Source organism: Streptomyces sp. Alt3, assembly GCF_030719215.1.
Taxonomy (GTDB): Bacteria; Actinomycetota; Actinomycetes; order Streptomycetales; family Streptomycetaceae; genus Streptomyces; species Streptomyces glycanivorans.
In genome coordinates this window covers 5,807,523-5,828,950 of the sequence record NZ_CP120983.1, presented here as the reverse complement: position 1 = coordinate 5,828,950, position 21,428 = coordinate 5,807,523, and the positions used below count along the sequence as shown (strand labels likewise).

Annotated in this window: 23 protein-coding genes; 11 read left to right on the top strand and 12 right to left on the bottom strand. The window is 72.8% G+C overall.

Annotation, left to right across the window (positions count from 1 at the left end; translation table 11 throughout):
• Positions 1-42 precede the first annotated feature (42 nt).
• Positions 43-1,560 (bottom strand): arabinosylfuranosidase ArfA, encoded by a 1,518-nt coding sequence (arfA, locus tag P8A20_RS25605; RefSeq protein ID WP_147963282.1) that lies wholly within the window; start codon positions 1,558-1,560, stop codon positions 43-45.
• A 183-nt stretch (positions 1,561-1,743) separates the two neighbouring features.
• On the bottom strand, positions 1,744-2,172 hold the full coding sequence (locus P8A20_RS25600) for an organic hydroperoxide resistance protein (protein WP_306104313.1): 429 nt from the start codon (positions 2,170-2,172) through the stop codon (positions 1,744-1,746).
• A gap of 125 nt (positions 2,173-2,297) precedes the next feature.
• On the opposite strand from P8A20_RS25600, the gene P8A20_RS25595 reads away from it, so the two are divergent.
• Positions 2,298-2,768, top strand: a complete 471-nt coding sequence (locus P8A20_RS25595; RefSeq protein ID WP_147964095.1) for an MSMEG_6728 family protein — start codon at positions 2,298-2,300, stop codon at positions 2,766-2,768.
• Between the two features lie 81 nt (positions 2,769-2,849).
• Here P8A20_RS25595 and P8A20_RS25590 read toward each other — a convergent pair whose 3' ends face one another.
• Positions 2,850-3,869, bottom strand: coding sequence for an NADP-dependent oxidoreductase (locus tag P8A20_RS25590; protein ID WP_306104312.1), 1,020 nt, complete (start codon positions 3,867-3,869; stop codon positions 2,850-2,852).
• Positions 3,870-3,982: 113 nt separating this feature from the next.
• Between P8A20_RS25590 and P8A20_RS25585 the strand changes: the two genes are divergently transcribed.
• A complete protein-coding gene (locus P8A20_RS25585) occupies positions 3,983-4,417 on the top strand; it encodes a MarR family winged helix-turn-helix transcriptional regulator (RefSeq protein WP_147963285.1) in 435 nt (144 codons plus the stop codon).
• Positions 4,418-4,479: 62 nt separating this feature from the next.
• On the opposite strand, the gene P8A20_RS25580 is transcribed toward P8A20_RS25585, so the two are convergent.
• Positions 4,480-5,181, bottom strand: coding sequence for an SCO2400 family protein (locus P8A20_RS25580; protein ID WP_306104311.1), 702 nt, complete (start codon positions 5,179-5,181; stop codon positions 4,480-4,482).
• 123 nt (positions 5,182-5,304) lie between these two features.
• Here P8A20_RS25580 and P8A20_RS25575 point away from each other — a divergent pair, with 123 nt between their 5' ends.
• The 3 genes from P8A20_RS25575 to P8A20_RS25565 all read left to right on the top strand — a co-directional run bounded on the left by P8A20_RS25575 (position 5,305) and on the right by P8A20_RS25565 (position 8,569).
• Complete coding sequence (locus P8A20_RS25575) at positions 5,305-5,877, top strand: hypothetical protein (protein WP_147963286.1); 573 nt, start codon at positions 5,305-5,307, stop codon at positions 5,875-5,877.
• Between the two features lie 133 nt (positions 5,878-6,010).
• Positions 6,011-7,048, top strand: a complete 1,038-nt coding sequence (locus tag P8A20_RS25570) for a rod shape-determining protein (protein WP_147963287.1) — start codon at positions 6,011-6,013, stop codon at positions 7,046-7,048.
• 18 nt (positions 7,049-7,066) lie between these two features.
• Positions 7,067-8,569: a sensor histidine kinase gene (locus P8A20_RS25565; protein WP_147963288.1), complete on the top strand. Its 1,503-nt coding sequence runs from the start codon at positions 7,067-7,069 to the stop codon at positions 8,567-8,569.
• Here P8A20_RS25565 and P8A20_RS25560 read toward each other — a convergent pair.
• A complete protein-coding gene (locus tag P8A20_RS25560; RefSeq protein ID WP_014156425.1) occupies positions 8,547-8,978 on the bottom strand; it encodes an Lrp/AsnC family transcriptional regulator in 432 nt (143 codons plus the stop codon). The two genes, P8A20_RS25565 and P8A20_RS25560, sit on opposite strands and share 23 nt — an antisense overlap.
• 231 nt (positions 8,979-9,209) lie before the next feature.
• Here P8A20_RS25560 and P8A20_RS25555 point away from each other — a divergent pair, with 231 nt between their 5' ends.
• The 4 genes from P8A20_RS25555 (at position 9,210) to P8A20_RS25540 (ending at position 14,163) form a co-directional block, all read left to right on the top strand.
• The gene (locus P8A20_RS25555) at positions 9,210-10,349 is read left to right on the top strand and encodes an MFS transporter (protein WP_147961367.1); all 1,140 of its coding nucleotides are present in this window, start codon (positions 9,210-9,212) and stop codon (positions 10,347-10,349) included.
• Between the two features lie 119 nt (positions 10,350-10,468).
• Positions 10,469-11,932, top strand: coding sequence for an acyl-CoA synthetase (locus tag P8A20_RS25550; RefSeq protein ID WP_306104310.1), 1,464 nt, complete (start codon positions 10,469-10,471; stop codon positions 11,930-11,932).
• Positions 11,933-11,948: 16 nt separating this feature from the next.
• Complete coding sequence (locus tag P8A20_RS25545; protein WP_306105200.1) at positions 11,949-13,283, top strand: carboxyl transferase domain-containing protein; 1,335 nt, start codon at positions 11,949-11,951, stop codon at positions 13,281-13,283.
• A gap of 82 nt (positions 13,284-13,365) precedes the next feature.
• Complete coding sequence (locus P8A20_RS25540; RefSeq protein ID WP_306104309.1) at positions 13,366-14,163, top strand: VOC family protein; 798 nt, start codon at positions 13,366-13,368, stop codon at positions 14,161-14,163.
• 22 nt (positions 14,164-14,185) lie between these two features.
• Here P8A20_RS25540 and P8A20_RS25535 read toward each other — a convergent pair whose 3' ends face one another.
• The 7 genes from P8A20_RS25535 to P8A20_RS25505 all read right to left on the bottom strand — a co-directional run bounded on the left by P8A20_RS25535 (position 14,186) and on the right by P8A20_RS25505 (position 19,655).
• Positions 14,186-15,289 carry an LLM class flavin-dependent oxidoreductase gene (locus tag P8A20_RS25535; RefSeq protein ID WP_147961370.1) on the bottom strand — a complete coding sequence of 368 codons (1,104 nt, stop codon included), beginning with the start codon at positions 15,287-15,289 and terminating at the stop codon, positions 14,186-14,188.
• Between the two features lie 400 nt (positions 15,290-15,689).
• Entirely contained in the window at positions 15,690-16,421 is a 732-nt protein-coding gene (locus tag P8A20_RS25530) for an alpha/beta fold hydrolase (RefSeq protein ID WP_306104308.1), read from the bottom strand.
• A gap of 75 nt (positions 16,422-16,496) precedes the next feature.
• A complete protein-coding gene (locus P8A20_RS25525; RefSeq protein ID WP_147961372.1) occupies positions 16,497-17,765 on the bottom strand; it encodes an MFS transporter in 1,269 nt (422 codons plus the stop codon).
• Between the two features lie 43 nt (positions 17,766-17,808).
• Entirely contained in the window at positions 17,809-18,129 is a 321-nt protein-coding gene (locus tag P8A20_RS25520; protein ID WP_306104307.1) for a DUF3817 domain-containing protein, read from the bottom strand.
• Positions 18,126-18,593: a hypothetical protein gene (locus P8A20_RS25515; protein WP_147961374.1), complete on the bottom strand. Its 468-nt coding sequence runs from the start codon at positions 18,591-18,593 to the stop codon at positions 18,126-18,128. Before P8A20_RS25515 ends, P8A20_RS25520 begins: the two co-directional genes overlap by 4 nt.
• Positions 18,590-18,916 (bottom strand): hypothetical protein, encoded by a 327-nt coding sequence (locus tag P8A20_RS25510; RefSeq protein ID WP_147961375.1) that lies wholly within the window; start codon positions 18,914-18,916, stop codon positions 18,590-18,592. Before P8A20_RS25510 ends, P8A20_RS25515 begins: the two co-directional genes overlap by 4 nt.
• Positions 18,917-18,965: 49 nt before the next feature.
• Positions 18,966-19,655, bottom strand: a complete 690-nt coding sequence (locus P8A20_RS25505) for a DJ-1/PfpI family protein (protein ID WP_306104306.1) — start codon at positions 19,653-19,655, stop codon at positions 18,966-18,968.
• A gap of 208 nt (positions 19,656-19,863) precedes the next feature.
• On the opposite strand from P8A20_RS25505, the gene P8A20_RS25500 reads away from it, so the two are divergent.
• Together P8A20_RS25500 and P8A20_RS25495 are read left to right on the top strand one after the other, a co-directional pair.
• Entirely contained in the window at positions 19,864-20,802 is a 939-nt protein-coding gene (locus P8A20_RS25500) for a GlxA family transcriptional regulator (protein WP_306104305.1), read from the top strand.
• Between the two features lie 152 nt (positions 20,803-20,954).
• Positions 20,955-21,416 (top strand): hypothetical protein, encoded by a 462-nt coding sequence (locus P8A20_RS25495; RefSeq protein WP_147961377.1) that lies wholly within the window; start codon positions 20,955-20,957, stop codon positions 21,414-21,416.
• Positions 21,417-21,428: the final 12 nt, after the last annotated feature.

The following is a 21,428-nucleotide window of genomic DNA, read 5'->3' as shown; positions in this document are numbered from 1 at the left end:
CGGCGCCCTCCCCCGGCCGGGGGAGGGCGCCGTACGCCGTCGTCAGGCCAGCCGGATCATGTTCCAGGACAGGGGCTCCAGGACGGCCTTCAGGGTGCCGTCGGCCAGCTCCGTGCCCTCGGCGGCATGCGGGAGCACGCGCTCGGGCTCGGCGAGGGTGTTGCGGGCCTCGGGGTCGGCGTCCGCGACGACCTGGTGCTCGACGACCCGGCCCAGGTCCAGCCCCGTCAGGGCGACTTCGAGCGGCAGCGCGGAGTCCTGGCTCCGGTTGACGGCGAAGACGGTGACGGCGCCCGTCTCCGGGTCGCGTACGGCGGTGGCGTGCAGCAGGTCCGTCTCGCCGTACTTCGCCGTCCCGTACGTCGGCGAGTCCACCCTCACGTCCAGGACCTGGCCCCGGCCGTACCGGGCGGCCTGGGCGAAGGGGAAGAAGGTGGTCTGCCGCCAGGCGGGCCCGCCGGGCTCGGTCATGATCGGCGCGATCACGTTGACCAGCTGGGCGAGGCAGGCGACGGTCACCCGGTCCGCGTGGCGCAGCAGCGCGACGATCAGGCTGCCGAAGACGACGGCGTCGGTGACGCTGTAGTTGTCCTCCAGCAGCCGGGGCGCCTCGGGCCAGTCGAGCGGGTTCTCCTCCGCGTCCTTCTGGAAGCGGCTCATGTACCAGACGTTCCACTCGTCGAAGGAGAGGTTGATCTTCTTCGGCGACTTGAGGCGTGCCCCCACGTGGTCGCAGGTCGCGACGACGCTCTCGATGAAGGACTCCATGTCGACGGCCGAGGCGAGGAAGGAGTCACGGTCGCCGTCGGTCTCCTCGTAGTAGGCGTGCAGCGAGACGTAGTCGACGAGGTCGTAGGTCTCGGCGAGGACCGTCGCCTCCCATGCCGCGAACGTCGGCATGGCGCGGCTGGAGGACCCGCAGGCGACGAGCTGGACGGACGGGTCGATCTGCCGCATCGCGCGGGCCGTCTCGGCCGCGAGCCGCCCGTACTCCTCGGCGGTCTTGTGCCCGGTCTGCCACGGGCCGTCCATCTCGTTGCCCAGACACCACAGCTTGATGCCGAAGGGGTCCTTGTCGCCGTGGCCGACGCGGCGGTCGGAGAGCTCGGTGCCGGACGGGTGGTTGGCGTACTCCTGGAGCTGGATGGCCTCCTGGACGCCGCGGGTGCCGAGGTTGACCGCGAGCATCGGTTCGGCCTGCGGGCCGACCTTCCGGAGGAAGTCGATGTACTCGGAGAGGCCGAAACGATTCGTCTCGGTTGAGCGCCAGGCGAGGTCGAGGCGGCGGGGGCGCTCGTCGGCGGGGCCGACGCTGTCCTCCCAGCGGTAGCCGGAGACGAAGTTGCCGCCGGGGTAGCGGATGGCGGTGACGCCGAGTTCGCGGACGAGCTCCAGGACGTCGGTGCGCAGGCCGGCCTCGTCCGCCGACGGATGGCCGGGTTCGAAGATGCCGTCGTAGACGCAGCGGCCGAGGTGCTCGACGAAGGAGCCGAAGAGCCGGGGGTCGACATCGCCGACGGTGAAGGCCGGGTCGAGGGTGAAGCGCGCGGTGCGAGTCATGGCTTCCTTACTCGTTCGATATTTCGGATGCTGATCGTGAACTCGAACGGACCGTAAAGTTCAACCTCCGTGGCAGTCAATGCCCTTGCGCGCGCTCCTACGGATGCGGGACCGCCGCACACGACCGAGGGCCGCATCCCCGTGAAGGAATGCGGCCCTCGGACGTACGCGTGCAGCCGGGACTCAGCCGGCCGACAGCTCGACCTTGACGTTGCCCCGGGTGGCGTTCGAGTACGGGCACACCTGGTGCGCCTTCTCGACGAGCGCCTGGGCGGTGGCCGTGTCGACGTTCGGGATGGAGGCGCTGATCGCGACCTCCAGGCCGAAGCCACCCGCCTCGGTCCTGCCGATGGAGACCGACGCTGTCACCGTCGAACCGGTGATGTCGGCCTTCTCCTGGCGGGCGACCACGCCGAGCGCGCCCTGGAAGCAGGCGCTGTAGCCGGCCGCGAAGAGCTGCTCGGGGTTGGTCCCCGCGCCGCTGCCACCCATCTCCTTCGGCGGGTTGACGACGACGTCGAGCTTGCCGTCGTCGGTGGAGACCCGGCCGTCACGGCCGTTCTCCGCGGTGGCGACGGCGGTGTAGGCCACGTCTATGTGTTGGATGGTCATACCGGTGATTCCTCCTGCTGATGCGCCGCGGCTCGCGCCCACGACCGCGACGGCCTGGGCCGAGCCTAACGGGTGACGGCGCGCGGGCGGGACCGTCGCGGGCGCACATGGGATAGGGATGGATGATGCAGACATTCCTGCCGTACGCCGATTTCAGCGGGAGCGCCGCCGCGCTGGACCCGCGCAGACTGGGCAAGCAGCGGGTGGAGGCGATCCAGGTGCTGCGCGGGCTCACGGTCCCCGGTTACGGCTGGCGCCACCACCCCGCGGTCCGGATGTGGGCCGGGTACGAGGAGGCGCTCGTGCGGTACGGCCTGGACGTGTGCGCCGTGTGGACCGCCGGGGGCAGGGCGGACACCTGCGCGACGACCCTGCGCGCGGACCTCGCCGGGTCGCTCGGGCGCACCACCGTCCGCACGGCCGCGGAACTCGCACAGGCGCGGGAGCTGCCCCCGTGGGTGGGTGACGAGGGGCTGCACCTGAGTCACCGTTCCGCGCTCGTGCGCAAGGACCCGGCGTACTACCGCCCGCTGTTCCCGGACGTGCCGCCCGACCTGCCGTACGTGTGGCCGCCGTCGGACCGCCCGGCACGGTGACGGGCGACCGAGACCGACGACGGCCCGGCCCGTGAGCGTCGCGGGGGTCGCGCGACGGTCACGGGCCGGGCCGGGGGCGTGTCAGGCGTCCAGCGAGACGATCATCTTGCCGGTGTTCTCGCCGCGCAGCAGGCCGACGAACGCGTCGTAGGCCTTCTCGATGCCCTGGACCTTCGTCTCGTTGTACTTCAGCTCGCCGGAGGCCAGCCAGCCGGCGACCTCCTGGACGAACTGGGGCTGGAGATCGGCGTGGTCGCCGACGAGCATGCCCTGCAGCCGCAGCCGCTTGCCGATGACGAGCGCCAGGTTGCGCGGGCCCGGAGTGGGCTCCGTGGCGTTGTACTGGGCGATCATCCCGCAGATGGTGGCCCGGCCGTGGACGTTCATCGAGGAGATCGCGGCTTCCAGGTGCTCGCCGCCGACGTTGTCGAAGTACACGTCGATGCCGTCGGGAGCGGCCTCGGCGAGCTGCTCGCGGACGGGGCCGTTCTTGTAGTTGAAGGCCGCGTCGAAGCCGTACTCCTCGGTGAGGAGCTTGACCTTCTCGTCGGACCCGGCCGAGCCGATGACCCGGGAGGCGCCCTTGAGCTTGGCCATCTGGCCGACCTGGCTGCCGACCGCGCCGGCCGCGCCGGAGACGAAGACCGCGTCGCCCTCCTTGAAGGAGGCGACGTCGAACAGGCCGGCGTAGGCGGTGAGCCCGGTCATGCCGAGCACGCCGAGGTAGGCGGACAGCGGGGCCAGCGAGGCGTCGACCTTGACCGCGTGCTTGGCCGGGACGTCGGCGTACTCACGCCAGCCGAGACCGTGCAGGACGTGGTCGCCCACGGCGAAGCCCTCGGCGTTCGACGCGATGATCTCGCCGACCGCGCCGCCCTCCATGGGGTGGTCGAGCTTGAAGGGCGGGGTGTACGACTTCACGTCGTTCATCCGGCCGCGCATGTAGGGGTCGACCGAGAAGTGGAGGTTGCGGACGAGGACGCGGCCCTCACCGGGGGCGGTCACCGGCGCCTCGCGCAGCGCGAAATCCGTGGGCTCGGGCCAGCCGTGCGGACGGGCGACGAGGTGCCATTCGCGGCTGGACGTGGGAAGTGCAGACATGGGCTCGGGTTCTCCTCGACGTCGTACGGGGGGAAGCGAAAAAGCTTCAGGACGTGAAACAACCATGCGTCCAGATATTTCACCTTGTCAAGTAATTGGGTACCCTGGGTGTCATGGCCTCCTCGCACACCGACCCCCTCACCCTCGACGTCATCCAGCTCATCGGCGGAGTCGTGGCGCGCTACCACGAGGAGTACGACCGGGCGGCGGCCACGCACGCGCTGACCGGCGCACAGGCCAGGGTGCTCGGGCTGCTCTCGCTGCAGCCGATGCCCATGCGCAAGGTCGCCCGGAAGCTGAAGTGCGAACCGTCCAACATCACTGGCATAGTCGACCGGCTGGAGCTCCGCGGCCTGGTCGAACGCCGCCCGGACCCGGCCGACCGGCGGGTGAAGCTCGCCGCCCCGACGGAGGAGGGCATCCGGACCGCCGAGCAGCTCCGGGACGCGCTGGACTTCGCGCGGGAGCCGCTCGCCGAGCTGTCGGAGGCGGAGCGCACGGTGCTGCGCGACCTGCTGCGCCGGATGCTCGGCGAGGACGCCGCCTAGCCGGGGCGCCGGCCCGGGTCAGCCCCGCGTCGGCCCTGGGCCGGCTCCGGGTCGGCCCAGGGTCAGCAGAAGATCCACCATCGGCAGGTCTCGGTGGGCGACGGCGTGGGCGTGGGTTCGTCGGAGGGCTCCGGCTGCGTGGGGTCCGCCGACGGCGTGTCCGGGTCCGTCGGCTCGGCCGGCGCTCCGGTCACGTCCGGATCCGGCGTCGCGGCCGCCGACGTGGGGGCCGAGGTCTCCGGGGGCGCGGGAGTCCCAGGTGTGGCCCCGGTCGTCGTCCCGTCACCGGCGGCACCGTCCGCGGCCGTCGCGGAGTGGGAATCGGTGACCGGAACCACGGTGGGTGCGTCCACCGGACCGGGCCCGTCGGGCTCCGTGCTCGACGAGGCCGAAGGAACGGGCTCCGTGGCCGCGGACGTCGCCTCGCTCACGTACTCCGAGGCGCCGCTGTCACCCCCGGGCTCCATGGCCAGCTCGGCCAGGCTCAGCGCGCCCAGCGCGAGCACCACGCCCACCGCCGTCAGGAGCAGAGCGCGGCCACGCCGGCGGTGCGCACGGCGGCCGCGCCGCCGGGTGTCGTCCCGGGCACGGCGCCGGCGACCGGTGACCTCGGGGACTTCCGTGGTCTCTCCGGCGGGCTCCGCGTCACGGCCGGGGCGGTCGGCGACGACGGCATAGGGGGCCAGTGCGTCGGCGGGGGTCCCGCAACCGGCGCAGGCGAGCGCCCCGTTGAGGTGCCGTTGGCAGGGGTGGCAGTAATCCATCGCGCCCGCAGACTAGACGGGCGAGGAACGCCGCAGGAAGGCACACAGGTGAGGATCCTGTGTGGAATCCGGGACTCCGGTGCGCGCCCTACCTCGCGCGTGGCAGGCGGCAGGATGGGTCCCATGACCGCTCCCGCCCCGTTCGGGCCTCTCCAGTTCCAGCTCGTCCTGCTGCGCCGGATGGCCGACCACCAGCCGGACCTGGTGGAGGAAGCCCGTCATGAACTGAGTGCGTCGCTCGCCGAGATGCGGGAGGCGAACCGCCGCTGGCAGGCGATGCTGCGCGCCCCGCGCGGCCGGGGGGCGCTGCGCCGCTACCGCTCGGTGCTGGGCGAGCCCGAGTCGTCCGTACGCCGGAAGGTCGGCGACCTGGAGTGCGACGCGCTGCTGTGGCCGCTGCCGCTCTGGCCGGACCTGCGCTTCGAGGTGATGACGGGCCCCGGTGGAGCCGTGTGGAACGAATGGCTGGTCCGCGCCCCTGGTTCGGCGGGTCCCGAGCCGCGCACCGCCGCCGACCTGCGCCCGTGGTCCTGCACCGTGGACGAGGTGGCCAGGGCCTTCGCCCCGGTGCGCCCCATGGAGGGCAGCGCACCGACCCGCTGGGCGCTGGCGTTCACCGACCCGGCCGGCGGGAGGCCCTGCGTCGCGGAGTTCACCTGGGGGCTGTTCCAGCGACTGCTGCCGGGCTCCGCCTGACATCTGTCGCGCCGTCAGCTCGGGGTCCCTCCTACGGCCCACTCAGCGCGCGTCTCCCCCGCCACGGCCTGACGATGCAAGGAGGACCGGCTGCCGCCGGTGCCCGCCGCCAGCGCTCTCGGGAGACCTTGCCGTGACCGTCAGTCTCGAACAGTTGCGCCGTTGCCACATCGCCGTCGACCTCGGGGCCGCGAGGACCCGCGTGTACGTCAAGGGAGTGGGTCTCGTCGTCGACGAGCCCAGTGTCGCCGCCGTGAACACGCGTACCGGCTCGCTCATCGCGGTCGGCGCGCTCGCCGAACAGATGACGGGCCGTACGCCCGCCTACATCCGGGTGGCCCGCCCGGTCTCCGGCGGGACCGTCGTCGACATCGACATGGCGCAGCGCATGCTGCGCCACCTGCTCGGTGAGAAGCTCCGCCGCCAGCTGCGCCGCAAGCCCCGGCTGCGGGCCGCCGCCTGCACCCCGCACGACGCCGATCCGCTGGCCCAGCGGGCGACCGTGGAGACCCTCGTGGGGCTCGGGGCCCGGCGGGTGGAACTGGTGGACACCCTGATCGCGGCGGCCCTCGGCTGCGGGCTTCCGGTCGAGCAGCCGACCGCCACCATGATCATGGTGTGCGGGGCTGCGACCACTCAGATCGCCGTGCTCTCGCTCGGCTCGATCGTGACCGCCGTACGCGTCCCGGTCGGCGGCGAGGCCATCGACAACGCGGTCATCCAGCACCTGCGCCAGCACCACCAGCTGATGCTGCCCAGCCAGTCGGTGCGCCCCCTGCAACTGGCGCTCCGGGGCAACGGCCTCACGCTCAACGGTCCCGCGGTGACGGAGATCCACGGGCGGGACGTGGCCACCGGCCTGGCCCGTTCGGTGCAGGTCGACACCGCCGCCGTGCGCCAGGCGATCCACGCCCCGCTCACCGCCGTGCTCGACGGGCTGGGCAAGGTGCTGCGCGACTGCCCGCCCGACCTGGTGGCCGACATCGCGGAGTCCGGGATCATGATGGTCGGCGGGAGCGCCCTGCTGCCGGGGTTCGACCAGATGCTGCGCGAGGCGACGGGCGTGCCGGTGAACATCGCCGAACGGCCGGACGTCTGCTCCGTACTGGGGCTGGGCGCGATGCTGGACGGCACGGTCCAGCCTCTGTCCCTCGCCCCGGTCGCGGGCTGAGAGCCGGAGCGCTCACCGGTGGCCGGGACGGGCCTCGACCTGCGGACCACCCTCCAGCGCATCGTGGACACCGCCACGGCGCTGGCCGGTGCGCGCCACGGCGCCCTGGCCCTCTTCCACGAGGGGGACCGCCGGGTCACGGACCTCTTCACCGCCGGGATGTCCGACGACGAACGACGCGCCGCCGGCCCACTCCTGGACGGGCGCACCGGGGTTCTCGGGGCGCTCGTGGGCGATGCGCGGGCCGTCCGCGTCGACGATCTGACGGCGGGGCCGCGGCCCCGGGAGGTGCCGGCTCCCCTCCTTGCGCGTTCCTTCCTGGGCGCGCCGGTCCGGGTCCACACCGAGGTGCTCGGCAGTCTCTGTCTCACCGCGGAGGAACCGGGCAGATTCACCGACACCGAACTGGCGCTGCTGCGGCTGCTGGCCTCCCAGGCGGCCGCGGCGATCGGCGGCGCCCACCTGTACGAGGCGGCGAGGCGGCGGGAGCACTGGATCGAGGGAGCGTCCGCGGTCACCCGGGCGCTGCTGACCGGGGCGGGTACGACGGACGCCCTGACGACGGTCGCCGAGCGGGCCAGGGTGCTGGCCGGGGCGGCGGCCGGGGTGATCCTCCTGCCGACCCCGGAAGGCGGGATGGAGATCGTCGCCGCCTCCACCCTCGACGATCCGGCGGGCATCGTGGGCACGGCCATCGAGCCGGGCTCCCCCGTCCTCGTCCAGCTGCTGGGCGGTGAGGAGGTCTTCATCGAGGACTCGGCGACGGACGAACGGATGACGACCGCGGTACGGTCCCGGTACGGCCCCAGCATGATGCTGCCGCTGCAGAGCGGAGGCCGGCTCATCGGCACGCTCGCCCTCCCCCGGAGACGCGGTGGCGCTCCGTACACCGCGATGGACCGGCTGCTCGCCTCCCAGTTCGCCTCCCAGGCCGCGCTCGCCCTGGTGATGGCGGACGCCCAGCACTACAGGGAGCAGCTGGCGGTCTACGAGGACCGTGACCGCATCGCCCGTGACCTGCACGATCTCGTCGTACAGCGGCTGTTCGCGACGGAGATGATGCTGGAGTCGACGCGTCGTGGGGATCTGGCCGGGGACACGGAGACCGCCGAGCTGCTCGGGCACGCGGTCGACGAGCTGGACTCCACCATCCAGGAGGTCAGGACCGCGATCTTCGCGCTCCAGCAACCGCCGGCGGAGGCGCCCACGACCTTCCGAGGCCGGGTCCTGAGGGAGACGGGCGGCGCGGCGGCGGTACTCGGATTCCAGCCGTCGGTGCAGTTCACCGGGGCGGTGGACGCCCTGGTGACGGAGCCGGTGGACGGCGAACTGCTCGACGTGCTGCGCGGGGCCCTGGCCGGCGCGCACCGGCGGGAGGGGGTGTCGGCCGTCGAGGTGGAGGTGGACGCGACGGCGCGGCTGCCCGACGGGCGTGCGGCGGTGAGGCTCGTGGTCGCCGACGACGGGCGCGCCGAGGACGGCGACCGGTCGTCGACCGTCATCTGGCAGGCGCCGCTCTGAGTGCGATCCGGGTGTTGGAGTGGGCCACGCCCGCGTCCTTCTTCAGCCGCCGCAGCAGTGTGTCCAGGGAGCCGGGGTCGGCCGCCGTGGCGCGTACGAGGTAGTCGTGGCCGCCCGTCACGTGCACCACCTCGGTGATGCCGGGCAGGGTCAGCACCGAGCGCTCGAACTCCTCGTTCGTCGTGTCGAGGCGCAACGAGACGTCGATGAAGACGACGAGGCCCGAACGGGTGTCGGCGGCGGGGTCGACGATGACCGTGAAGCCGCGGATCACCCCGTCGCGGCGCATACGGCGCACGCGGTCGCCCGCCGCGTTGGCGCTGAGCCCGACGCGTACGCCCAGATCGCGGTACGAGATCCGGGCGTCCTCCTGGAGAATGCCGAGGATCTCTCTGTCCAACCGGTCCATACCCGTGATTCTCCCAGCCGGGGACCCGAAACGGCCTCCGGACGGGCTCCGGGGGGCCGCCCGGAGTGCGTCTTCCCTAGGGAGAACTGCCGTGTGCCGTCCACCCGGATGGCTCAACCCGCCGTGCCCCGCCCTCCCCCTCCGCCCTTGACTTGCGGTGTGGAAACAACCGCCGCGCAGCCCCCCGCCCCGGACCGGAAGCAATCCGCCGCCGCCTACCGGAACCTGATCATGGCCACGATCGGTTTCACGCTGACCTTCTGGGCGTGGAACCTGATCTCGCCGCTGTCGGGGGACTTCAAGGACCGGCTGGGTCTGAGCTCGTTCCAGCAGTCGCTGCTGGTGGCGGTGCCCGTGCTGGTCGGCTCGCTCGGCCGCATCCCGGCGGGCGCGCTGACCGACAGGTTCGGCGCCAGGCTGATGTTCCCCGCCGTCTCGGCCCTGACGATCGTCCCGGTGCTGCTGCTCATCCCGGCGAAGGACAACTACGGGGCCATGCTGGCCGTCGGCTTCCTGCTCGGCCTCGGCGGAACGACGTTCGCGATCGGTATCCCCCTGGTCAACTCCTGGTTCCCGCCCGCGAAACGAGGGCTGGCGCTGGGGGTTTTCGGCATGGGGATGGGCGGCGTCGCGCTGTCCGGCTACTTCACGCCGCGGATCGCCAGGCACGACGTGAACCTGCCGTTCTGGATCGTCGCCGGCGCGCTCCTCGTGTACTCGCTCCTCGCCGCGGTCCTCATCACCGACCACCCGGGCCGCAAGGTGCCCACGGACTCGCTGGGCCACCGGCTGGGAGAGGCGGGCCGGCTGCGGGTGACCTGGGAGCTGTCCGCGCTGTACGCGATCGGCTTCGGCGGCATCGTCGCCTTCGGCGTGTACCTGCCGACGTATCTGAAGACCTGGTACGAGATGTCCCCGACCGAGGCGGGCACAAAGGCGGCGGGATTCGCGCTGGTCACCGTCGTCTTCCGGCCGATCGGGGGCTGGCTGTCGGACCGGGTCCACCCCGCCCTCGTCACGGCCGCGGCTCTGCTGCTGGCGGCGCTGATGGCCATCGTCCAGGCCTTCGACCCGCCGCTTAACCCGCTCGGCACGATCGCGCTGCTCGCCATGGCGGCGGGGCTCGGCACCGCGAGCGGAAGCGTCTTCGCCCTGGTGTCGCAGGTGACGCCACAGGCCAAGGTGGGCAGCGTCACCGGCATCGTCGGCGCGATGGGCGGGCTCGGCGGATTCGTCCCCCCGCTGGTCATGGGCGCGATCTACAGCGCGAAGAGCTCGTACTCGATCGGTTTCATGCTGCTCTCCGACCTGGCGCTGGCGGGCGCCGTCTACGCCTACGGCCGGATGCGCACCATCCGGCGCGACGGCTGACCGCGGCTCCGGGCGGGAGGGCACAGGGAATGCCGGGGTGTCCGGGATGCCGGTGTGCCGGGATGCCCGGGGTGTCGCATACCGGGTGCGGGCTTGCGGGCACCCCATAGGCTCGGCGGGTGACCTCTCTTCTGCCCGCGCTGCGCGGAGCGTCCGGCCGGACCGACTCCCCCGAGGCCGTCCGGTTCGGCGAACACGTCCTGACCTACGCACAGTTGGACGAGGCGTCCGCCTCCCTCGCCGCCCGGATCGCGGGGGCGGGCCGCGTCGCCGTCTGGGCCACGTCCACCCCGGAGACCGTCGTCGCCGTCGTGGCGGCACTCCGGGCGGGGGTGCCCGCCGTGCCGCTCAACCCGAGGACCGGTGAGCGGGAACTCGCGCACATCGTCGCGGACAGCGCGCCGTCCATGGTGCTGGCCGGGGCGGCCGACGTACTGCCGCCCGCGCTGGGCGGACTGCAACGCCTGGACGTCGGCACGCTCGCGTCCGATCGTCCTGCCGGGGCCGCCCTGCCCGAGCCCTCCGAGGAGTCCCCCGCCCTGGTCGTCTACACCTCCGGCACGACGGGCCCGCCCAAGGGGGCCGTCCTGCCCCGCCGGGCGATCGCAGCGTCGCTGGACGCGCTGGAGGACGCCTGGTCCTGGACCGGTGAGGACGTCCTCGTCCACGCCCTTCCGCTGTTCCACGTGCACGGGCTGATCCTGGGCGTCCTCGGCCCGCTGCGCAGGGGCGGCTCCGTGCGTCACCTCGGCAGGTTCTCCGTCGAGGGGGTGGCCCGGGAGCTGCTCTCCGGGGGCACGATGCTGTTCGGCGTGCCGACGATGTACCACCGGCTCGCGGGAGCGCTGACCGGTCCGGACGGTCCCGGGGACCTCGCGAAGGCCCTCTCGGGCGCCCGGCTGCTGGTCTCCGGCTCGGCGGCGCTCCCGGTCCACGACCACGAACGGATCGCCACGGCCACCGGGCGCGCGGTCGTCGAGCGGTACGGGATGACGGAGACCCTCATGAACACGGGCGTACGGGCCGACGGCGAGCCCCGCGCCGGGACGGTCGGACCGCCGCTGTCCGGCGTCGAGCTCAGGCTCGTCGAGGAGGACGGCACCGTGCTCGGGGACACCACGTCCATCGGCGAGATCCAGGTGCGCGGGCCCAACCTCTTCACCGGGTACCTGAACCGCCCGGACGCCACGGCGGCAGCCTTCACCGAGGACGGCTTCTTCCGCACGGGCGACATGGCCACGATCGACCCCGACGGCTACGTCCGGATCGTCGGCCGCAAGGCCACCGACCTGATCAAGAGCGGCGGCTACAAGATCGGCGCGGGCGAGATCGAGAACGCCCTCCTGGAGCACCCCGGCGTGCGTGAGGCGGCCGTCACCGGCGAGCCGGACGCGGACCTCGGCGAGCGGATCGTCGCCTGGGTGGTGCCGGAGGACCCGGCGGCGCCCCCCGGTGAGCGGGAGCTCGCCGAGCATGTGGCGGACCTGCTGGCGCCGCACAAGCGCCCGCGCGTCGTCCGCCACCTCGACGCCCTGCCCCGCAACGAACTGGGCAAGATCATGAAGAGGTCGCTCGGTGCCTGACTCCGGGTGCGCCCGCATGTCGGCGCGGGAGGCGATCTCCGCCGTCGCGGCGAGCTTCACGGAACACCGTCCGGCCTTGCGCCCCGCACCGCCGGACGGCCCGCTCGGCTGGAGCGGTTACGGGGAGTCCAGGGCGCGCGCCTCGGCACGGACCGGCGAGGAGGAGTCCGTCGTGTACGGGACCGCCTCCGTCGGGGACCGGCAGTGCGTCCTGGTGTCGTTCGAGTTCGGCTTCCTGGGCGGCTCCCTGGGCGGGCACGCCGGAGACCGTCTGGAGGCCGCGTACGCGCTGGCGGCCGAGCGGCGGCTGCCGCTCGTCTCTCTCGTCGCCACCGGGGGCAGTCGGATGCAGGAGGGCATGATCGCGCTGATACAGCTGCAGCGCGTGGCCCGGGCGTCCACCTCTTTGAGGGCCGAGGGGCTGGCGCAGATCGCGGTACTGCGGGATCCGACGACCGGCGGGGGCTGGGCCACGGTGGGGGCGGGCGCCGATGTGGTGCTGGCCCTGCCCGGGGCGCAGATCGGCTTCGCGGGCTCCAGGGTGCGGCCCGCCGACGCGGATCCGTACGCGTACTCGGCGGAGGGGCAGCTGGCCGCCGGCCAGATCGACGCGGTCGTCGCGCCTCGGGAGCTGCCCGGGGTGCTGGGCCGCTGGCTGGCAGCGCTGACGGTCACCGGCCCGGCGCGGGCCGCCCCGGTGCCGGGCGCCCTGTCCGCCGCTGAGCTGCCCGCGACCGGCTGGGACGCTGTGGAGCGGGCACGGGCGGCGGCGCGGCCACGGGCGGAGGCCTATCTGGACGCCTACTTCGAACACCGGCTGCCGATCGAGGGCGACCGCTGCGGCGGCAGGGATCCGGGGCTGCTCTGCGGGGTGGGCACGCACGCCGGACGGCCCGTGGCGTACGCCGCGCAGTGCGGCACCGCGACCCGCCCCGCGGGCTACCGCACGGCCGCCCGGGTGATCCGGCTCGCGGACCGGCTCGGCCTCCCCGTGCTCACCCTGATCGACACCCCGGGCGCGGCCAACGACGCGGAGGCGGAGCGGGCGGGAGCGGGCGCCGCCATCGCGGACGCCTTCGCGGCGGTCGCCGGCGCCCGGGTCCCCGTGACGACGCTCGTGATCGGCGAGGGCGGCTCCGGCGGGGCACTGGCCCTGGCCGCCCCGGGCAACACCCATGTCACCTCGGACAGTTACTTCTCGGTGATCGCGCCGGAACTGGCGGCGGCCATCCTGAAACGCGGTCCGGACGAGGTGCGGTCCACCGCCGACCAGCTCAGGCTGCGCCCGCAGGACCTGGTGGAGCTGGGAGTGGCCCGGTCGGTGGTCGGGCCCGCCGTCCCGGAGGGCTGAGCAGCACTCGGCGAGCCGACCGGGCGGGGGTTGGCTACCGTCGGAAGGAGGGGCACCCACCGTACGAGGAGAGGTCCGGGCCATGGCCGCAGAATACGAGGGCACACCGTGCTGGGCCGACGGTACGTTCGGCGACCTCGAAGGGGCGAAGCGTTTCTACGGTGAGCTCCTGGGCTGGACGTACGGTGAGTCCATGCCGGAGTACGGCGGGTACACGCAGGCCCATGTGGACGGCAGGGCGGTCGCCGCGCTGTCGCCGCCGATGCCGGGCCAGGACGCGCCGAACGCCTGGTGCCTGTACCTGGCGTCCCCGGACGCGGCAGGTACCACGGCGAAGATCCGCGAGCACGGGGGCGAGGTGCTGGTGGAGCCCATGCGCGTCGGCGACTTCGGGACGATGGTGCTGGCCACCGACCCCGGCGGGGCGGCCTTCGGGGTGTGGCAGGCGGGCAGCCACAAGGGGTTCGAGGCGCAGGCGGTGCCCGGTGCCTTCTCCTGGGCCGAGATCTACACCCGGGAGCCGGAGAAGGCGGACACCTTCTTCTCGTCCGTCTTCGGGTACGGGGTGAAGCACCTGGACGACGCCGCGATCGACTTCTCGCTCTACGACCTGGGCGCCGACCCGGTGCTCGGCCGGATGAAGATGGGCGAGGAGTTCCCGCCCCAGGTACCGGCCCACCTGAACGTCTACTTCGGCGTCGCCGACTGCGACGCCGCGGTGGAGAAGGCGAAGTCCCTGGGGGCTGAGCTCCGGTTCGGCCCGATGACCATCCCGTTCGGCCGGTTCGCCTCGCTGACGGACCCGCAGGGCGCGGTGTTCTCGCTGTTCGACCCCTCGACGACCGGGGGCGAGATGCCGGACGTCACCGAGGTCTCCTGACGGGCGGGTCCCCGTACCCCGATCAGGCTTCCGCCCTCGCGAGGAGCGCGCGCAGCCGGGGTGCGACCTCCTCGCCCACCCGGAATGCCTCCTCCAGGTGCGGGTAGCCGGAGAGGACGAACTCGCCGATGCCCAGGCGCCGGTACTCGTACAGCCGCTCGGCGACCTCGTCGTGCGAGCCGACCAGCGCCGTGCCGGCGCCCTCCCGTACGAGGCCGATGCCCGCCCAGAGGTTCGGGGCGACCTCCAGCTTCGCGGCGTCGGCGGAGCCCGCGTGCAGCGCGGTCATCCGGGTCTGGCCGGTGGAGTCCATGCGGGCGAACCGCTCCTGGCTGGCCCGGACCGCCTCCGGGTCGATGCCCGCGAGAATGCGGTCCGCCTCCGCCCACGCCTCGGCGGCGGTGTCCCGGCTGATGACGTGCAGCCGTAGTCCGTAACGCAGTTCGGGGGCTGCGGCGCGGAGCCGGTCGATGCGCCCGGCGAGGGCCGCGGGGGGCTCTCCCCAGAGCAGCTGTACGTCGGCCCGGCGCACGGCGACGGCCTCGGCCGCCGGGGAGGCTCCGCCGAAGTAGAGGGGCACGGGGTACTGGACGGCGGGCTCGTGGAGCTGGGCGCCGTCGATCCGCAGGTGCTCGCCGTGGTGGTCGACGCGCTTGCCGTCGAGGAGGTCGCGCAGGACACCCATCACCTCGTCGGTGCGCTCGTAGCGCCGGTCGTGGTCCAGGTGGTCTCCGTAGGCCCGCTGTTCGGCCGGGTCACCACCGGTGACGACGTTGAGCCTGAGCCGCCCTCCGGCGAACCGCCTGAAGGCGTCGGCCTGCTGGGCCAGCAGGGTCGGGCTGGCGAAACCGGCGCGGAAGGCGACCAGGAACCCGATGCGGTCGGTGTGCTGGGTGAGGGCCGCGGTGAGGATCCACGGATCTACACATCCGAGCCCCACGGGGGTCAGCAGCGAGTGGAATCCAGCCTGTTCGGCGGCGCGAGCCACCTGGGCCAGGTAGCCGATGTCCGCGGGACGGCGGGTGGCGGCGCCGGTCCTCCCCTGCACGGCCGTGACTCCGCCGGGATCGCGGCCGTCACCGCCCGTGGGGAGGAACCAGTGGAGGAGGAGCGGGTTCTCGGGCATGAAGGATCCTCGTGGGGCTGGACGGCGGCGGGGGACGCACGGCGGTCGTGCTGGTGCGCGGGTGTACGAGCGCCCGACCGGGCGGGCGGTGCGCCGGAGGCGCGGACCGGGGTGTCTCCGGAGGCCCGGACCGGGGACGCGACGGCGTCAGGGGGCCGGTGTCAGGGCCGGCGGGGTGTCACGTCAGCGACAGCACGGACAGCCGGGGCCGGCCGGACAGAGCATGGTCGGGACGCGCGGGAGATCCACGTGACGCCGCGACACGAGAGCTGTGGCCATGCGGGCAATCCTGGCGGCGCCGCGGGCTCGGCGACAAGTGCCGCCCGTATGCCGGACGGCGGCGTTCCGGGGAATGGACGGTGGCCGGGGCGCCCGCGGGGCGGTCCGGGCCGTGGTGCGCTCAGTCCCCGGCGGCGAGTTCACGGGCGAAACGGCGGACGGCGTCGGTGAAGACATCCGGTGCGTCGAAGTTCGCCAGGTGCCGGGCCCGCGGGATCAGCTCGACGCGGGCACGGGGGTGCGCGCGGGCGAATTCCGCTTCGTCGGACCGGAAGACGGTGTCCTTCTCGCCGTTGAGGATGAGGACCGGCGCCTTCACATGACGCATCGCACCGGCGTCGAAGCGTCCGATCACCTCGTCCCAGGCCGCCGGCAGGGTGTGGAAGGCGTAGCCGGAACGGATGGTCGCGTCCACCACCTCCGGTGGGTGGAGACGGCGCAGCAGCCGGTCGTTCCATCGGGTCAGCCGGTCCGCGGAAACACGGGGCACCTGCCTGGCGACCCACCGGTACGGTGCTGCCCGGAGGCCCCGGGTGGAGGCACTGGCTCCCGCGAGGACCAGCCCTCGTAGCCTCTCCGGACGGTGTCGCGCGAACTCCAGCGAGGCGTATCCGCCGAGGGAGTGCCCGACGACCAGGGCGGGCCCGCGGTCGAGCGAGTCCACGGCCGAGGCGATGATCTCCGTCGCGGCGGCCAGGCTCCAGGACTGGGCCGAGCGCTCCCCGTGGCCGGGCAGGTCGACGGCGGCCACCGGGAATTCGTCCCGCAGCGCGGCGAGTTGCGTGCTCCACTGCCCCGCGCTGAAGCGCGTCCCGTGCACGAAGACCATCGGTACCGCGTCCACTGCCGTCATCAGTCCCCCAACTGGCGCCGTTCCCGGGCCCCGACTCTACCGGCGGGCCGTTCCCGGACAGCCGCGCCCGGTGTCTCAGGGCTGCGGATCGCGCGCGTCGTAGCGTGCGAAGCCGCGCCAGCGCAGCCCCAGCAGGCACACCACCACCACGCACGCGATGCCGCCGCCGGTGACCGCCACGGCCGGTGACGTCAGGTCCGCGACGGAGCCGGCCACGAGATCGCCGAGCCGTGGGCCACCCGCGACGACGACGATGAACACGCCCTGCAGCCGGCCCCGCATGTCGTCGGGGACCGCGGCCTGGAGCATGGTGTTGCGGAAGACCATCGAGATGGAGTCCGCGCACCCGGCGAGCGCCAGCAGGAGCAGCCCGAGCCAGAGCTGCCGGGTGAGCCCGAACACGGCGATGGCCCCGCCCCAGCCGCACACGGCGATCAGCACCGCGAGCCCGTGGCGCCGGATGCGGCTCAGCCAGCCCGAGAACACGCTGCCGAGCAGGGCCCCCAGCGCCGGGGCGGCGACGAGCAGCCCGGTGGTCTTCGCGTCGCCGCCGAACCACACCACGGCGACCACGGGGAAGAGCGCGCGCGGGTGGGCCAGCACCATGGCGCTCAGGTCGCTGAAGAAGGTCATCCGCAGGTTGGGCCGGGTACCGAGGAAACGCAGACCGTCCATGACGGACGCCCGCGCGGCGCCGTTCTCCCCGCCCTTCCGGTCGGGCAGCATCGAGGGCAGCCGCCACATCGCGTACAGCGAGGCGGTGAAGGTGACGGCGTCGACGGTGTACGCCGCCCGGTAGCCCCACCAGCCGACGATGAGACCGCCGACCATCGGCCCCGCCAGACCGCCAGTGGTGGACGTCATGGCGTTGAGCGCGTTGGCGGCGGGCAGCTGTTCGGCGGGGAGCAGCCGGGCGATCATCGAGCTGCGGGCCGGGGAGTTGAGGGCGAAGCAGACGGCCTGAAGGGCTACGACCGTGTAGAGCAGCCCCACGTGCTCGACCCCGGCGAAGGTCACCGCGGCGAGCACCACGGAGAGCAGGAACGATCCGGTGGCGCTGAAGAGCCCCAGCTTGCGCCGGTCGACGGTGTCGGCGACCGCCCCGCTGTACAGCCCGAGGAGCACCAGTGGGACGAACGAGCAGAGACCGATCAGCCCGACGGAGAAGGCGGACCCGGTGATGTCGTAGACCTGGAGGGATACGGCCAGGGCCGTCATGCCCTGCCCGATCCAGGAAACGGTGTTCCCGAACCAGAGCCGCCGGTAGTCGGGCGAGGCGCGCAGCGGCGTCAGGTCGGCGAGTATGCGTGTGCGGGGTACACCTTGTTTGGCTGTTTCGGTCACACGGGATGGTAGCGACCGCGACCGCGAGGGGGTGCGGCAGCCGTCACGGCCCGGCCCCGGCCTCGGAGACCTCCGGTGGGCGGGCAGTGCCCTCACCGGCCGGTGAGGGCACGGGACGGCTGAGCCGGCGGAGGGCGAGGAGGCCACCGACGCCGGGGACGAACGCCACGGCCCGGACGCCGGTCGAGGCCCGGTCGAGGCGCCAGGTCGCGACGACGACGAACAGGTACGCGCAGCCGTGCGTGGGGCCCGTCAGGGAGGAGACGGACGGGATGTGGGCTGTGGCGAGGTTGGCGAGCATGACGACCAGCGAGGCGAGTTCGGCGTGGGCCGCGATGCGCAGGGGGCGCAGTGGCACGGTCATGCTCCCGTGGTGGAGCCCGGGCGGATGATCATCAGTACGGTGACCACGGCCCACAGCAGGTTGAACACGCCGGTCAGCATGGCCAGGCGGGCGGCGACCGCGGGGGCCGTGACGGTGTCGTCGGCCTGCACGGCGGTGAGGGCGCCGTCCTGGCCGGGCAGGATCCGCAGGACCAGCAGGCCCGCGGCCGCGGCGGTCAGGAGGATCGACGTGATCAGCCATCCGCTGCCGAGGACGCCGAGGCTGCCGGCCGTGGCGAGCCCGAACACGGGTACGGCGATGCCGACGGCGCCGTAGACGCGGCAGATGCGGTGCAGCAGCCGCAGGGTCGACCGTGCGTCGCCGTCACCGGGATCGCCGTGTGCCGTGCGCAGGGCCCTGGGGAACATGCTCGCCGCGACGGTGACCGGGCCGATGGCGATGACCACGGCCAGGACGTGCAGGGAGAGGAAGAGCTTCGTCATCGACGGGGCTCCCCGGCCGGAGGGAGGGTGCGGCGGCGGCCGGTGACCCTGGAGGCGGGCAGCCGCCCGGCCCTGGACGTGCCGGCCAGGGTGTCGCCGGTGACCGTCATGTCGAAGGCCAGGTTCAGGCGCACGGGCGTGGTGACGGCTTGCTTCCAGGTGAGGCGGTCGCCGTCCAGACGGACGTCGCTCAGCGGAACCTCCTCCCCCGCGCCGTGGGCGGCCCCGCGCAGGAGGCCGTCCTCCCGGCGCAGTTCGACGACGGCCTCGATCAGGCCGATGGGTGTGGATACGGACAGGTCCCAGACGCCTTCGACGGTCATGTGCGCTTTTCCTTCGGGTCAGGTGTACGAGGAGCGGGTGGAGCGTTGGTCAGAGGGCGGCCGCGACGGGCCCCCGGTCACGCCAGACGATGCCGCGCCGCTCGTGGGCGAACAGTTCCTCCACCGCGTGGGCGACCCGCGGTCCCACCTCGCGCTCCAGGAGGTGGAGGGCCAGGTCGAGCCCGGAGGTGACACCGGCACCGGTGACGACGTCGCCGTCGTCGACGACGCGTGCCCGTACCGCGTGGACACCTGTGGCGTCGAGCATGTCCAGACCCAGGTGGTGGGTGGTGGCGTGCCGGCCCTCCAGGAGGCCGGCCATGGCCAGGACGAGCGTGCCTCCGCACACCGCGGCGACGGTCACACCGGGGTCGGCCACGGCGGTCCTCAGCAGCGCGGGCAGCCCGGTGGTGAGCGTGCGGCCCAGCAGGACCGGGACGGGCTCGTCCTGCTGCCGGTCCCCGGCTCCCGGTGTGTGAACGGCGGCTTCACCGGGCTCACCGACACGGCCCGAGGCCCCGGGCACGAGGACCAGGTCCGCCCGTTCGGGGTCCAGGCCTGCCGTGGCACGCAGCGCCAGGCCTCCGGTCCCGCTCACCACCTCACGCGGTCCTTCGGCGGACACGAGCTCCACGGTCACCAGCCCGCCCGAAGCGGCGCCGCCCGCGTGGAGGCCTTCGTAGGGCGCGATGACGTCGAGGGGGTCGAAACCGTCGAACAGGACGATCTGGGCGTGCATGGAGAGAGGTCCTCCGCATCGGACGGCCCGGTCCGTGCCGGGTTCGCTCCCGACGCTAATCGCCTGCTCCGCCGTCTCCCACAGGCAGGAGTGACACACTCCAACGGGATAGTGCCAAGCCTGCTCACAGCCCCACGAGCTGGTTCCCCGGCAGGTGCCAGGCATCCGGAGACCTGGCGTGAATGCGGTGGCCGGGTAGCTTTACGCCATGCACACCGTCGCCGTTCTCGCGCTGGACCAGGTGATCCCGTTCGACCTCTCCACCCCGATCGAGGTCTTCACCCGCACCCGTCTGCCCGACGGCCGTCCCGGCTACCAGATCCGCGTGTGCGCCGAGGAGCGGGAGACCGACGCGGGCTCCTTCACCCTGCGCGCGCCCTGGGGCCTGGAAGGACTCACCGGCGCGGACACGGTCATCGTGCCCGGTACGGCCGACCCGGCGGCCCCGCTCAGTCCCGCCGTCCATGACGCGCTCCGGGCCGCCGCCCGGGACGGCACCCGCATCGCCTCCATCTGCTCGGGCACGTTCCCGCTGGCCGCCACCGGACTGCTGGACGGCCTGCGGGCGACCACCCACTGGCTCGCGGCCGGCCTCCTGGCCGCCACCTACCCGGACGTCGAGGTCGACCCCGGCGTCCTGTACGTCGACAACGGCCGGATCCTCACCTCGGCCGGGGCCGCCGCCGGACTGGACCTGTGCCTGCACATGATCCGCAAGGACTACGGCTCCGCCGTAGCCGCCGACGCGGCCCGGCTCTCCGTCATGCCGCTGGAACGGGAGGGAGGACAGGCGCAGTTCATCGTCCACGACCACGCGCCCACCCCACAGGGCAGCACCCTCGAACCGCCGCTCACCTGGCTCCGGGAGAACCTGGCGGCCGACCTCACCCTCACCGACATCGCGGCCCACGCCGGAGTCAGCACCAGGACGCTGATCCGCCGCTTCCGCGAACAGACCGGCACGACCCCTCTCCAGTGGCTGCACCGCGCCCGCATCCGCCAGGCCCAGCACCTCCTGGAGTCCACCGGGCACACGGTGGAACGCATCGGTTCCCAGGTCGGCTTCGGCTCACCGACGGCCTTCCGTGACCGCTTCAAGAGGACGACGGGCGTCAGCCCGCACAGCTACCGCCGCGCGTTCAGCTGACCCGGTTCAGCCGTCCGGCCCCGGTGAGCCGCGTAGACACCCCAGCACCGGTACCGGCACCGGAGGCCGAAGACGTTTGCTGGAAAATCGTTTGATCACGCAGGTATCTTGGCGCGCTAGACCGCTTTCTATCAGTGCACGGGGTGTGGATCATGTCGTTCGAAGAGGAATGGGGCCAACTGAAGGCCGCCGCCGCGATGAGGCTGAACTCGGCCGGTGACAGCGGTGGGTCGGCGCCGGCGAAGGGATCGGCCGACTACGTGGTCTCGGACGACGAGCTGGGGGACATCGGCCACGCCGCCTTCGAGCTGTTCAACGGTCTCGAGTCGACCGGCAAGCACGCGAAAGTGGCGAGTGAGACCGCCGGCACGGGCCTCAAGAGCGAGGGGTTCGACACCGGCGCGGCTTTCACGGAAGTGACCGGGACCTGGGAGACGCAGGTGAAGACCCTCCTGCAGGCATGCGCCCACATCTCCAACCACCTCGATTACACGAAGGCCTCGAAGAAGGCTGACGACGAGTGGATCGAGACACAGCTGCGCATCGTCGGGCCCGTCGCCCCGGAGGCCGACGGGGCCGTCCCCGCGTCCCAGATCAGCAAGTACTTCCAGTAAGGAGCCGCCACC

Coding starts and splice junctions, on each gene's coding strand:
- arfA (WP_147963282.1), bottom strand. CDS start 1,560: ATGACTCGCACCGCGCGCTTCACCCTCGACCCGGCCTTCACCGTCGGC.
- P8A20_RS25600 (WP_306104313.1), bottom strand. CDS start 2,172: ATGACCATCCAACACATAGACGTGGCCTACACCGCCGTCGCCACCGCG.
- P8A20_RS25595 (WP_147964095.1), top strand. CDS start 2,298: ATGCAGACATTCCTGCCGTACGCCGATTTCAGCGGGAGCGCCGCCGCG.
- P8A20_RS25590 (WP_306104312.1), bottom strand. CDS start 3,869: ATGTCTGCACTTCCCACGTCCAGCCGCGAATGGCACCTCGTCGCCCGT.
- P8A20_RS25585 (WP_147963285.1), top strand. CDS start 3,983: ATGGCCTCCTCGCACACCGACCCCCTCACCCTCGACGTCATCCAGCTC.
- P8A20_RS25580 (WP_306104311.1), bottom strand. CDS start 5,181: ATGGATTACTGCCACCCCTGCCAACGGCACCTCAACGGGGCGCTCGCC.
- P8A20_RS25575 (WP_147963286.1), top strand. CDS start 5,305: ATGACCGCTCCCGCCCCGTTCGGGCCTCTCCAGTTCCAGCTCGTCCTG.
- P8A20_RS25560 (WP_014156425.1), bottom strand. CDS start 8,978: ATGGACCGGTTGGACAGAGAGATCCTCGGCATTCTCCAGGAGGACGCC.
- P8A20_RS25555 (WP_147961367.1), top strand. CDS start 9,210: ATGGCCACGATCGGTTTCACGCTGACCTTCTGGGCGTGGAACCTGATC.
- P8A20_RS25545 (WP_306105200.1), top strand. CDS start 11,949: ATGTCGGCGCGGGAGGCGATCTCCGCCGTCGCGGCGAGCTTCACGGAA.
- P8A20_RS25540 (WP_306104309.1), top strand. CDS start 13,366: ATGGCCGCAGAATACGAGGGCACACCGTGCTGGGCCGACGGTACGTTC.
- P8A20_RS25535 (WP_147961370.1), bottom strand. CDS start 15,289: ATGCCCGAGAACCCGCTCCTCCTCCACTGGTTCCTCCCCACGGGCGGT.
- P8A20_RS25530 (WP_306104308.1), bottom strand. CDS start 16,421: ATGACGGCAGTGGACGCGGTACCGATGGTCTTCGTGCACGGGACGCGC.
- P8A20_RS25520 (WP_306104307.1), bottom strand. CDS start 18,129: ATGACCGTGCCACTGCGCCCCCTGCGCATCGCGGCCCACGCCGAACTC.
- P8A20_RS25515 (WP_147961374.1), bottom strand. CDS start 18,593: ATGACGAAGCTCTTCCTCTCCCTGCACGTCCTGGCCGTGGTCATCGCC.
- P8A20_RS25510 (WP_147961375.1), bottom strand. CDS start 18,916: ATGACCGTCGAAGGCGTCTGGGACCTGTCCGTATCCACACCCATCGGC.
- P8A20_RS25505 (WP_306104306.1), bottom strand. CDS start 19,655: ATGCACGCCCAGATCGTCCTGTTCGACGGTTTCGACCCCCTCGACGTC.
- P8A20_RS25500 (WP_306104305.1), top strand. CDS start 19,864: ATGCACACCGTCGCCGTTCTCGCGCTGGACCAGGTGATCCCGTTCGAC.
- P8A20_RS25495 (WP_147961377.1), top strand. CDS start 20,955: ATGTCGTTCGAAGAGGAATGGGGCCAACTGAAGGCCGCCGCCGCGATG.